This window comes from Roseospira marina (assembly GCF_014197855.1).
Lineage (GTDB): Bacteria > Pseudomonadota > Alphaproteobacteria > Rhodospirillales > Rhodospirillaceae > Rhodospira > Rhodospira marina.
Genome location: NZ_JACIGJ010000025.1, coordinates 1 through 12,319 on the forward strand (window position 1 = coordinate 1; position 12,319 = coordinate 12,319).

Sequence of the window (12,319 nt, forward strand, 5' to 3'; positions counted from 1 at the left end):
AACCATGGCCGCACCTCCGCGACCATCTTGACGACCTGTTACCCATGTCTCCGGTCTGTTCTGTTACCTATGTATCCGGATTGGACCCCCCTCCCGGCCTCCCCCCGAAACGGGGGGAGGAGATAGACGGGACGCCCTCCATCACCACCGCCTCCGCCCTTAAGGGAAGCCGGACCGGCGCGTCGGGATACCTCCATTCTTATATTTTCGGGTCGCGCGTCGCGACGCACAAGCGAGCCGCACGACTCGCAAAGCCGAAAGAAAACACCTCTTGGATGCACACGCACAACATATGCAGCACTAACACCCTGCAAAAAAAGGCCTTTTTTTCTGCTTGATACCCCTCTTTGATCGCAAATACTGCGATTCACCCTCATAGTGCGTCAAGCAGGAGGGGGACCGCCATGGACGCTTTGACCTCGGAATCTGATTTTCTCCTGAACACTCGGTTCAGGCATATGGCGAGGAATACCATAGATTACTGGATGGGGCCTCAGGATCAGCCCATATCCGAGGCAGACCTCGCCAATCGCATGGCAGCCGCTCCCCGTCAGGACGCACCGTCCTGAAAAAGCCGGACGCGCAAGCCGCCGTTGACGAACACGCGGCCGAGAGATACGAGCTTGGCCGAAAAATACTTCAAAAAAAATCTTTTCATCGGCAGATACTATCACACTGTAACGAGGCATGTCATGGAGCAGGATCTGCTATTCCTATATTGCCTCACTATTTTCTCCGTCTCAATCGTGCCAGGCCCAAGCATGATCCTGGCCTTTTCGGAAGGCATGATGCGCGGCACCCTCGGGGCCGTGCCGGCCGCTCTGGGCAACATGGTCGCCTCATTGACACAGGCGCTGTTGGCCTATGCGGCGTTCCAATCCCTGATGACCCTTGGCCCGGATGTCTTGACGCTCCTTCAGATCGTGGGGGCCATGTTCATCGCCTATATTGGGGTCGCGTTCCTAAGGAGCAGCTCGAAAGACGGGTTGGACCACGTCGACGCAAAACTACTGGGCCGGTCGCCATGGCTGCGGTTTGCCGATGGTTTCATTATTGCTTTTTTTAACCCAAAGGCGATCATGTTTTTTGTCGCCCTGTACCCCAGCTTTGTGGGAGGCTACACATATATTTCCGCTTCTCATATAATGTATATCTTTATTCCTATCGGAACCATTGCATTGACATGTTTTGCTATGTACAGCATGGCTGGCCAATACTCAGGCGCAGCCCTTAAAGGAAAAAACGCCTTCGGGCGTGTCATTCCGTTTCTTGGAGCGGTGTTGGTGAGTCTGGCCGCGCTCTATCTGCTCAAGGCCCTCACCACCCTGGACTGGGGCGGCCTGTGGCCCCCCTGACCGCACCTCGACGCCAGACCGTCGCCCGAGCGGGAGACAGCAGCGGTCACCCCGCCACGGCCTCCGCCTCGGCGATTTCCAGGGCCTCCTGGGCTTCCATCCAGCGGGTTTCGGCGGCCTCCAGCGTCTTGCCGACCGTCCCCAGCTCCTTCTGAAGCGCGGTCAGCCGATCCGCCGGACCATCGTACAGCTTGGGATCGGCCAGACGCGCCTCAAGGCGGCTTTTCTCCGCGGTGAGCCGCTCGATCTCCTGTTCCGCCGCCTGAATGGCCTTGCGCAGCGGCGCCGTGCGCTGGCGCAGTTCGGCGGCCGCGCGGCGTTCGTCCTTGCGGTCGCGGGCGGAGGCCCCGCCCGTGCCGCCCTTCGCGGCCTCGCTTTCCGCGCGCGCCTCGCGCCGGTCCTCGCGCGCCCGCTCCAGCAGCAGCCGGCGGTAATCGCCCATATCGCCGTCGAACGCCGCCACCGTGCCGCAGTCCACCAGCCACAGCCGGTCCGCCGCCAGCTCCACCAGGTGCGGGTCGTGGGTGATGAGCACCACCGCGCCCTCGAACGCATTCAACGCCGCCACCAGGGCCTCGCGCGTGTCGATGTCCAGGTGGTTGGTCGGCTCGTCCAGGATCATCAGGTGCGGCGCCTCGCGGCTCATCAGCGCGATCAGCAGGCGCGCCTTCTCCCCGCCCGACAGGTTGCCGACCGGGGTGTCGACGTGCTGGGCGGTGAAGTCGAACCGGCCCAGGTGGGCGCGCACCTTGGTGTCGTTGGCCTCCGGCATCAGGCGGCGCAGGTGCCACAGCGGCGTCTGGCCGGGGACCAGTTCCTCAAGCTGATGCTGGGCGAAGTAGCCGACCGACAGCTTGGAGGAGGCGCTCATATCCCCCCCCATCAGGTCCAGGCGCCCGGCCAGCACCTTGGCCAGGGTGGACTTGCCGTTGCCGTTGGCGCCCAGCAGGGCGACCCGGTCGTCCATGTCCAGGCGCAGGTTCAGCCGCCGCAACACCGCCGTATCGCCATAACCCGCGACCCCGTTGGTGATCGACACCAGCGGCGGCGCCAGCGGACGCGGCGACGGGAAATCGAAGCTGATGGCGTGATCCTCGATCACGGGCGCCACCATCTCCATTTTTTCCAGCAGCTTGATGCGGCTTTGCGCCTGCCGGGCCTTGGTCGCCTTGGCGCGGAAGCGGTCGACGAACGCCTGGATCTTCTGGCGCTGGGCCTGCTGCTTCTCGTAGGCGCGGGCCTGGAGGTCCATCTGCTCCCGGCGCGTCTTCTCGAAGGTGTCGTAGTCGCCGCCGTAGCTGGTGAGCTTCAGCCCCTCCAGATGCCAGATGCGGTTGACCGCCCGGTTCAGCAGGGCGCGGTCATGGCTGATGATGAGCACCGTCCCGGGATAGGACGCCAGATGCCCCTCCAGCCACAGCGTCGCCTCCAGATCCAGGTGGTTGGTCGGCTCGTCCAGCAGCAGCAGGTCGGGCCGCGCGAACAGCACCGCCGCCAGCGCCACGCGCATGCGCCAACCACCGGAGTAGTCCCGCACCGCCCGGCCGTGGTGGTCGGCCGGGAAGCCGAGGCCGGAGAGGATGCGGGCCGCCCGCGCCTCCGCCGTGTGGGCCTCGATCGCGGTCAGGCGCTCGTGAATGGCGCCGATGCGGTGGCCGTCGGTGGTGTGCTCCAGTTCGGCCAGCAGCGCCGCCCGCTCGGTGTCGGCCGCCAGCACGCAGTCGATCAGGGAGTCCGGTCCGTCCGGGGCTTCCTGCGCCAGCCGCCCGACGCGGGCACGCGGGTGCACGACGATGGCCCCGGAATCGGGAGCGATCTCGCCCAGGATCAGGCGCAGAAGGGTGGATTTACCGGTGCCGTTGCGGCCCACCAGTCCCACGCGCGCCCCGGCGGGCAGCGCGACACTGGCGCCGTCGAACAGCAGGCGCCCGCCGATGCGGTATGTCAGGGCGTTGATCTGAAGCATGACGGCCGGGTGATACCACGCCCGCGCGGTTCGCGACAGGGGCAGCCCAACGCCACAGGTTCACGATGCCCCTTCGGTCATCCCGGCGTCGCCGCCGCCCGGATCCGGCGCCGGACCGAGATCGTCCGGCTCGGGCGGCCACACCCGATTGCGGCCGCATTGCTTCGCCCGATACAGGTTCTGGTCGGCCCGGCGCAGGCAGTCATGCTTTCCCTTGGTGTCGTCGTACTCGACGACCCCGAGGCTGACGGTCACGGCGCGATCCGGCAGAAGGTCCGCCGCCAGGATCTCGCACCGCACCGCTTCGGCCAGTCCGTGCGCCTGCCGCCCGGCCGTCCCCCGGCACAGGATGACGAACTCCTCGCCCCCCATCCGGAACAGCGCGTCCACGGCCCGCAACCGCTCCTGAACGGTCTCGACAAGCCGGACGAGCACCTGGTCGCCCGCATCGTGCCCGAAGCCGTCGTTGATCTGCTTGAAGTGATCGACGTCCAACGCAATCAAGCTGAAAGCACCGAGCCCGCGCCGATGCTGTTCGATCGCGTCGTCAAGGCGCAGGTCCAGGCATCGTCGATTGAACGCCCCGGTGAGCGGGTCGCGAATCGCCAAGTCGTTCAGCCGGTCCTGAAGCCGCTCCAGGCTGCTGACCGCCATATCCGAAAACAGGCAAACCATCAGGTACGTCGCGGCGAACCGAACGGCGGCTTCCGGGGGCAAGACCAGGGCCACGGTGGGCAGCAACACCCCGATCCCCACCGCCATCAGAATCCGGGCCGGGCGCCGTTCCGAAACGAACGAGTTCACGATCGCCAGGGGGTAGGCCCAGAGCGTCACCTCCAGCCCAAGCGTCAGGATCCCCCACTCCAGCGCGCCCAACGCCGTCAGATTGATGACGGTGAACGGCACCAGCGCGCGTGTGGTCCGGTAGAGGTGCAGCGTGTTGGCGGCAATGACGGCCGCGACGACCGCGATCAGCGCGCTGAACACCACGTTGCCGACGAACAGATCGTATAAACAGAACCCAAACAGAATCGGCACCGAGGAGATGCCGAGCAGCATCAGCGTTCGGGTTCGGAAGTCCGATACCGCCTGCATCCCGTCGCCCCCGACTGACGCCCTCCCCGGCCCAGCGTCGCCACGTCTGCCCCCCGTCCGTGGCGACCTCCATCAACCCAGAGTATTCGGTCGATCCCCGAAGGTCCACTGTCGCACACAATGCTCGACAATACGGGCCACGAACGACAGAAGGTCGCTGGCCTGATCCTCGTCAAACGCGCCCGGGCGCCGCGACCCCAGCGCCAGCAGACCGGGCGGATGCCCATTGCCAGGCTCCAGCCGGGCCAGGGCGTCGCTGACCACCAGCCCGGCGCCGCCCCCGAAGATCCGCTCGTCCCCGGTGGCCTGCGGGCGCAGGGCGATGGGCCGGCTGCGCGGCGCGACCCGATCCACGGCCCCGGCGGACAGGGTCGCCAGCGGCGCCGAACGCGGCGGCAAGGTCCCGTCGTTCTCGAACCGGAGCGCCGCGACGTCAACATCCAGCAACAGGGGCAGGTCGTCCGCCACGGTTTCGCCCAGACAGCCGCGCTCATCGCCTTGCAGCACGGTCAGAACCGCCTGATGGGTGCGCTTCAGCAGCGACATGTTGATGCGCGTGGTTTGAATCAGGCTGTCGGTGCCGTCGCGCAGGTCGCGCAGTTCCTCCTGCAAGCGTCGAATGGCGAAATCGCGGATATCCACGACGCCGTCGCCGTGCGGCGACTCCGGCATGGCCAGGGTCAGCATCGCTTCCGGACAGCGATCCAGAAATCCGGGGTTTTCCGTAAGATAGGCTCGGACGGCCTCGTCGGTCAGCGGCGTGTCGGTCACGATGGACTCCGGCGGGAACAAGGGCAGACGTGAAGGGGTGGGACCGGAGAAGCGCGCCGAGGCGACCGCGGATCCGGGCGGCCAGCTTCCGGCGTTCGCCGGGACCCGTCAAGCAAGCAACGGCACACCCGGCGTTCCGATCGCGCTACGGCGCGCAGGGCGGGACCGCCGCGACCCGGCGTTCCAACACCGTGGCCTCCCGGATCAGGCGCTGGGTGCGCGCCTGTTCCGCGGCAAGCTCGCCGGCGTCCCCTGACATCGGCGCCCCGGCGCGCACCGTGCAGAATTGGAACAGCGGCCGCCCACCGACGGTAACGTCGCAGGCCGCCAACAGCACCCACGCCGTCATCCCGACAAGACCGACGAACGCGGCCCAGGCCAACACCCCCGGAAGCCGTGAGGGGCGGAACGGGCGATCGTCGGTCATCGGCCAACCTCAGGGCCGACCGACACATGCGGCCATTGAATCGGAATCAGCGACATTGCGCGGGCCGCTCCTGACCGGAGGCCTGCTGAATCGCCACCTCCAGCTCGTTGACGGATCGGGCCTCCAGGAACAGGCCCTTGGTCTGATCGGCAATGCAGCGCAGGGAGCCGATGGTCCGGCTGGCGGCCACCACGCTGACCACCGCGAACGGCATCTGCTGCTTCAACCGCCGCGCCGCCGCGCAGGGATCCCCGTCGCAACTGTCCTGGCCGTCGGAGATGACCACGACGTTGACCGGCGTGGCCCCGGTGCGGCCGTTGGTGGTGGAGCGCGGCAGGGCGTCCAGCGCATGGGCGAGCGGCGTCCCCCCATGGGGCTGGATGCCCTGGATCCGCAGCTTCAACTCCGGCCGCTGACCGGCGGAGAACGGCCCCCAGCCGCCCAGGTTTTCACACCCCTGGAAGGTTACCAGCCGCAGGTCGACCACGGGGGGCAGCGCGTCGATCAGCCGCACCGAGGCTTCCTTCGCCACCGAGATGCGGTCGGGCCCCGGCCCGGACCTCAACTGGCGCTCGACGCGGTCGAACTCCTCCTTCAACTGGGCCAGCCGCGCCATGATGGCGATCGCGGCGATGGGATTGTTCGCGCTGGCCTGCATGCGGTTGGCCTGCGCGGCGAGATCGATCAGCCGCTGCTCCAAGCCCGGTTCGGCGTTGAATTTGTAGAGCATGCTTCCCGACGTATCCATGACCAGCAGCAGCTCCGCCGGGGTCTGGACCGGGCATTCCGGCGGCGCCTCAAGCTGCGTCACCGCGTTGGGATCGGGCTCCGGCTCGGGCTGCGGGGCCCGTTCGGGCGCCGGCGGACGCGGCGGGGGGGGCGGCATCGGTGGAGGCTCCACCGCGGCTTCCGGCTCTTCGGGTTCCGGCTCGACCTCGGGCACCGGCTCCGGCTGCGGTTCCTCCGGGGGAGGCTCCACCACCGGCTCGGGGGGCGGCGCGGGGGGCGGTTCCGGACGCGCGCAGGGTTCCACTGCCGCCAGTTGCCGCTCCAGCGCAGCGACACCCCGGTTCAGTTGCGCCGTCCGCGCCTGCTCCGCGTCGAGCCGCGCCGCCGCGTCGGTGGCGGCAACATCCTCGGGCGCCTCGCAGAAGCGGAACACCGGCCGCCCGCCGACCGAGATGTCGCAGGCGGCCAGCATGACCCAGGCCATGACACCGACGACCACGGCGAACGCGCCCCACGTCATCACACTGGGAACGACGGATGATCGCGGGCGGGACCCAGTCATGGCGCGTCAACCTCCGGAACGGGAGCGAGGATCAGGATGTCAGACCGAGCAAGGCATCCGTCTCCGCCAGGATGGCCTCCGCCTCGGCCTCGCTGCGTTCGATCTCGCGGGTCGACGGCGACGATGTGGCGGCGGTCGACGCCTGGAGCGTGTCCAGGCGCGTCTGGAGGTCATTCAAGCGGCTCTGGTTGACGCCCTCCACCTGCTCGGCGCGGGCCAGCAGGCCGCGCAGACGCAGAACCTCGCGGTCCAGATCACTGGCCCGCTGCTCCAGACTGCGGCGTTCCTGCTGGCGCAGGCGCAGATCGGCGCGCGCCCGACTGAGGTCCTCGCGCAACGCGGCCACTCGTGCCTCCGCCCGCCGGGCCTGCTGCTCGGTCATGTCCTCGCGGTCCTGGGCGACACCGGTCCCCTCGCAGGCCGCCGCGCTGAAGAAATTGGCCTGGTTCGGGTCGCAGTCGGACGTTGACACACACCCGGCCAGCGCCACAACGGCGCTCGCGGCGGCGGCCGCGAAAACGGCACGCCCCATCGCGCGCCGCGGATATTTGAACGACTCCACTGTCATCGCAGCAGCATCCTTCCCTGTCGATTCCCTCGCATGGGGACTTAAACGAGCGCGTCGCGTTCGTTGATCAGGTCGCGCAGCGCTGCCTCCTGGCGCTGCAGCAGCTCGCGCATGCGGGTTTCCTTCTGGCGCATTTCAGCGGTGGACACGCCCGCCTTCCCCATGGCCTGACGGTCCTTGACCATGTTTGCGAGGCGGTCGCGGTTGTTGTTCAGGCTTTCCTCGATGATCGAGATACTCTCGTTCGTCTGGGCGATCTGGCGGGTGGTGTCGGCGCTCGACGCCTGCCCACGCGCGATCCGAGAGCGCAGCCGTTTGATCTCGGCCTTTTCCTTGGTCACGATCTGGTTGGTGAGGCTCAGTTCCTTCTCGTAGGCCGCGACGGACTCATTCGCGACCTCGATCCGGTCGGTGAGCACCTCTTCCTTCTCGGACCGGGTCAGGTTCTGCTCAGCCAAGCCGTAGCCGGCCAGACACCCGGCGCCCGCGCCGACACCCGCCCCGATGGCCGCCGACTCGGCGTCCCCGCCGAGGACCAGCCCCATCACAGCGCCCAGGCCCGCACCCACCACACAGCCTTCGGCCAGAATCTGGTTGTAGCGCGCATTGCGTTCCGCAAGCTGGGCCTGCGGCGAATCCGGCGCCGCCGTCTGTGAACTGGCGGGCGTCGGACCGCCGGACCCGCTTCCGGTGGTCTGACAGGCGGTCAACGATAGGGCCGCGACCAACGCGACCGTCACGGCGCGCGCGCGGCGCCCACGGCGCGCCACCAAGGGCATCCGGGCGGACCGGGCGTGGGAAGGGGCAAAAGCGGTCATACGAAGTCCTCCATCCTGGAAAATGCAGCGTTCTGGCAGCAAGGGTGCGACACGCGCACGGCTCCGTCTACTCTCGCAGCGCGCGCACGTCTTCGGTGATCGCCTGAAGATCAAGATCGCCCTGCCTCTGATAAGCTTGGACGTGGGTCATGAACAGGTCGGCGAACGGGCGCAGCCCCGGGGTCGGACCGGCCTCGATCTGGGTCAGGGTATCGGTGCCGGCCGTGCCCCACCGGTCCACCGGGAATTCGTCGCCCACCACCATCAGGTTGGTCATATAGAGGTTTTGGGCCGCATCAACATCCCGCCCGACGCCGTCGAGCGCCGCCGGATAGGTGATGTTGCAGCGGCGACACCCAGCCTCGGACCCGCTTTCCCGGCAGAAGTCGCAGGCCGTTTTCAGGGCCGCCTCGGTATGCGCGTAGCGTTCGTCGACACGCTCCAGCATCTGCCCGGCCACCGCCCCCGACAGGAAGAACGCGCGCAGGGCCTGCCCCTCCAGTTCGACCTGCGCGCCGCGCTCCTCCAGAAGCTGGCCGACGGCGGTGTTGATCGTCTGCTCGGTGGCGGGCACCTCGGCTCGGTCGGCCAGCGCCTGCAACACCACCAGCGGATCGGTCTCGCCCGGGGTCAGGGACAGCGCGGCGGTCGCCGCCTCGTAGGACTCGTTCAGTTCATCGATGCGCTGGTAGTCCACCTGCACCGGCGCGGACAGGACCACGCGGAACCCGAAGGTATCGCGGCGGCGCGCCGGATCGCCAGTCTCTACCGCCAAGGGATCGAAGTAGCCGTACTCGTCGCGCCGGCTGGTCCGGATGTCGCCCTGCGGCGTGCGGAAGCTCCCGCCCTTGGTCACGAACCCGCCCGCCTGACCGTGCAGGCGGTGCGGCTCCGTCAGGCGGAAGGGCTCCAGCACGAACTCCTCGGCGTTGCCGAGCACATCGTGCAGCCCGAGCGGGTTCGCGTTCAGCAGGCCGATCACCTGAAGCTCGCCGCGCGAGGATTCGGGGCCATTGTACCAGGCGTGATCGGACAAGGCCTCGCCGCCGGCGATCGGGTAGACCTTGTCGCGGAACTCATCCGCGGAGACCCGTAGGCCCCCGCGCGCCGCGAACTCCCATTCCTCTTCCGTCGGCAGACGCACGAACGACTGCGGCGGGGTGTCGGCCGCGCCTTCGGCGGACTGGATGGCGCGCGGCAACGCCGCCGCCGCGTTGCCGTACAGCCACGCCGTATAGCGCCGCGTGAAGTCGACGGCGTCGTACCATGTGATATCCGTGACCGGATACGAGGACTCGAGATCGTCGGGATCGGGGCAGGTGTCGGTCATGACGGCGGCGTACTGGGCACGAGTGACTTCGTACTTGCCGATGTAGTAGTAGCGCGCGTTTTGTTCGATATCGGCGAAGGCGCCCTGGATGTAGCGCGTTTGAAGCGAGTCCACCGCCTGGACGTCGGCCCCCGCGAATCCCAGCTTGATCTTCTTGTCGGCCAGCCAGTTCGGCGCGTCTTCCGCATCCCCGCGGAGCGAGCTGGTGTCCACGCGCAGCAACGTGAGGCGTCCGCCGCAGGGCATCGGCAGATGCAGGGGACGCCCGACCGTGGTTGGCGCCGGATCGTGTGCGATGGCATCCCACTCCGCCCAGGCCGGCCCCGATCCGGCCCCGATCGCCCACAGCCCCGCCGAAAGCCCCGCCGCCAAAGCCGCCAGGGCGCGTCGACGCGGGCGGGTTCGGCACCGGACTCGGGACCGGTCTTCTGCGGTCCGGGATCCCGGGGTCAGTCCGCGGAACATGGCCCGTGCCCACCACGGGCGCAACGCAAACGGCATCATCGCTGAGTCCCCGAGCTCGGCCTGAGTGTGTTGATAGGAAACACTTTTCGGCGAGTAGCGTCAAGCACCTGCACTGCGTTTGCGCCGTTGCGATCAACCATCAAGCCCCCCCTTTTTCCCGGACACGGACCCGACCCGAACCACCGTGAGGACCGCCCGCGACGGCGCCCCACACCACACCCCGGACACTCTGACGGGACCCGTGACCCTCCGGAACCCCGCGCCTCGTAACCCGTCGCCCCACCGACCGCATCGCCGCCGCACCGTACCCGAAAAAATCCTGATCCCGCAGGCTGGACATTCGGCCATCACGACACCTCCAGGCCGCCGAACCCATGGGCTCGTTTGCGACCGCCCCAATACCGCCGCCCTATCCTGGAGAGATCTCGATCCAGCACTTGGACGCGGCCGAAATGGAATGACACACACCGCCCGCGCGGCCTTGAAGATTTTGTGTCGGCTTCCAAAAGCACAGGATCGCGCACGAAAAAACGGATTTCAAACAGCGGCGAGTTCGTTAGGATCACTCGGGTATCGTGGGGTGGCAAGACCATCGCCGTCGGGACCGCGTGTTTTGCGGGCCGGACGGATGGATGTTTCGTCGCAGACGACAGACCGTCCGCGTGCGACCGCAGGATCGGGTTGTCCGGGGGAGGAACGCCGTGTCTGAAACACCGTCGACGGATCAGAATGGAGCCGACGGCCCCCGCCCCGGGGATGCCGCGCCGGGCGGACCTGCGGCGGGCGCGCCCCCCACGGGAGGGTCGGGCGCCGGTTCCGGCGGGGGCGCGGGCAACGGCGGCGCGGGCCCAACCCCGCCTCCCACACCGGCGCCGGACCGCGGATCCGTGTGGACGCGGCCGTGGTTCCCGGTGCTGGTCGCCTGCATCCTGGCGATGGTGATCCTGGCCTTCCTGCTGCTGCCGGGCGTGCTGCGCTACCCGGAAACCCCGGTCGTGCAGGGCGGCCCCTCGGACGCGCAAGCCCTGGACGCCCAGCGGGCCACCAATCAAGCCCTCGAAGAGCGGGTGGCGGTTCTCCGCCGGGTGCTCGAAACGGCGCAGTGTCGCGCCCCGGAGGGCTTCGTGCTGCCCGAGGGCGGGCTGCCGCCCATGCCGGGCCTGCCGGACGGCCTGCCCTCCACCGTGCCACCGGAAACCCTCCTCCCGCCGCTGCCGGAAACCAGCGTGGTGACACCACCGGAGCGGGGCGGCCCGGACGCCTCGGCGGACGCAACCGCACCGACCGAACCGGAAACGGGCGCGCCTCAGACCGCGCCACAAGCGGCGCACGTCGCGCTGCCGGACCTTCTTGATTCCTCCACCGTCATGGTGATCGCCATCGACGGAGAGTCGGCCAGCACCGGCTCCGGCGTAGCCATCAATGGCTCGCAAATCCTGACCAATCGGCACGTCATCGAGAACACGCTGGACGTCCCCGAGGCCAAGCTGTTCGTCACCAGCCGCGCGCTGGGCCATCTGGCGCCGGCGCGTCTGGTGGCGGTGTCGCCGAACACGAACTTCGGCGAGCCGGATCTGGCCGTGCTGGAGGCGCAAGAGGTCGCCAATCTGACCCCGCTGCCCATCAACACCGCCGTTTCCCGCCTGGACAACGTCGTGTCGGCCGGCTACCCGGGCGCCATCGTCCAATTGGATGAACAGTACCAGCGCCTGATTCGGGGCGACGCGAGCGCAACGCCGGAATTGGTGGTGACCCAGGGTATGGTCACGGTCATCCAGAACGCCGACACGAACCCGATCGTCGGCCACACGGCCGCCATTTCCCAGGGCAACAGCGGCGGGCCGCTGGTGGACTTCTGCGGTCGCGTGGTCGGCATCAACACCTTCATGCCGCAGAACATGCAGACCATGGCATACGCGCTGTCGGCCCGCATGGTGAAGGCCTTCCTTGAGCAGAAGGGCATCCAGGCCACCTGGGCCAACTCCCGCTGCACCCCGGCCCAGACGGCCATGGCGCCCCCCGTCGCGACGCCACCTGCGGCCCCGCCCGCCGGGACGCCGGCGCCGGACGCCCCGGCCGCGCCCGCCGAGGCCGCGCCGCCGGCGGCAGCCTCCCCGCCCGCCGCCTCCCCGCCCGCAAGCGCGCGGCAACAACGGACGGAGTAGACGCCGAGACGTCTTGTCCGCAACCCTCGCCCCCGACCCCGCGCGCCGCGACCAGACGGCCGCGCGAC

General features: G+C 68.2%; 10 protein-coding genes. 2 read left to right on the top strand and 8 right to left on the bottom strand.

Features of this window, described 5'->3' with window-relative positions; genetic code table 11:
• Positions 1 to 692 precede the first annotated feature (692 nt).
• On the top strand, positions 693 to 1,355 hold the full coding sequence (locus tag GGD82_RS19070) for a LysE family translocator (protein ID WP_150063909.1): 663 nt from the start codon (positions 693 to 695) through the stop codon (positions 1,353 to 1,355).
• 46 nt (positions 1,356 to 1,401) lie between these two features.
• Here GGD82_RS19070 and GGD82_RS19075 read toward each other — a convergent pair whose 3' ends face one another.
• The 8 genes from GGD82_RS19075 to GGD82_RS19110 form a co-directional block, all read right to left on the bottom strand.
• Positions 1,402 to 3,321, bottom strand: a complete 1,920-nt coding sequence (locus GGD82_RS19075; protein WP_150063910.1) for an ABC-F family ATP-binding cassette domain-containing protein — start codon at positions 3,319 to 3,321, stop codon at positions 1,402 to 1,404.
• A 60-nt stretch (positions 3,322 to 3,381) separates the two neighbouring features.
• Positions 3,382 to 4,416 (bottom strand): GGDEF domain-containing protein, encoded by a 1,035-nt coding sequence (locus tag GGD82_RS19080; protein ID WP_150063911.1) that lies wholly within the window; start codon positions 4,414 to 4,416, stop codon positions 3,382 to 3,384.
• Positions 4,417 to 4,488: 72 nt separating this feature from the next.
• Positions 4,489 to 5,187, bottom strand: a complete 699-nt coding sequence (locus tag GGD82_RS19085) for a DUF484 family protein (RefSeq protein WP_170284459.1) — start codon at positions 5,185 to 5,187, stop codon at positions 4,489 to 4,491.
• A 145-nt stretch (positions 5,188 to 5,332) separates the two neighbouring features.
• A complete protein-coding gene (locus GGD82_RS19090; protein ID WP_150063913.1) occupies positions 5,333 to 5,614 on the bottom strand; it encodes a hypothetical protein in 282 nt (93 codons plus the stop codon).
• A 46-nt stretch (positions 5,615 to 5,660) separates the two neighbouring features.
• Positions 5,661 to 6,905 carry a vWA domain-containing protein gene (locus GGD82_RS19095; protein WP_150063914.1) on the bottom strand — a complete coding sequence of 415 codons (1,245 nt, stop codon included), beginning with the start codon at positions 6,903 to 6,905 and terminating at the stop codon, positions 5,661 to 5,663.
• Between the two features lie 31 nt (positions 6,906 to 6,936).
• Positions 6,937 to 7,473: a hypothetical protein gene (locus GGD82_RS19100; protein ID WP_150063915.1), complete on the bottom strand. Its 537-nt coding sequence runs from the start codon at positions 7,471 to 7,473 to the stop codon at positions 6,937 to 6,939.
• A 41-nt stretch (positions 7,474 to 7,514) separates the two neighbouring features.
• Positions 7,515 to 8,291: a hypothetical protein gene (locus GGD82_RS19105; RefSeq protein ID WP_150063916.1), complete on the bottom strand. Its 777-nt coding sequence runs from the start codon at positions 8,289 to 8,291 to the stop codon at positions 7,515 to 7,517.
• 67 nt (positions 8,292 to 8,358) lie between these two features.
• A complete protein-coding gene (locus tag GGD82_RS19110) occupies positions 8,359 to 10,086 on the bottom strand; it encodes a formylglycine-generating enzyme family protein (protein WP_184013322.1) in 1,728 nt (575 codons plus the stop codon).
• Positions 10,087 to 10,973: 887 nt separating this feature from the next.
• Between GGD82_RS19110 and GGD82_RS21500 the strand changes: the two genes are divergently transcribed.
• A complete protein-coding gene (locus GGD82_RS21500; protein WP_150063918.1) occupies positions 10,974 to 12,251 on the top strand; it encodes a trypsin-like peptidase domain-containing protein in 1,278 nt (425 codons plus the stop codon).
• Positions 12,252 to 12,319 lie beyond the last annotated feature (68 nt).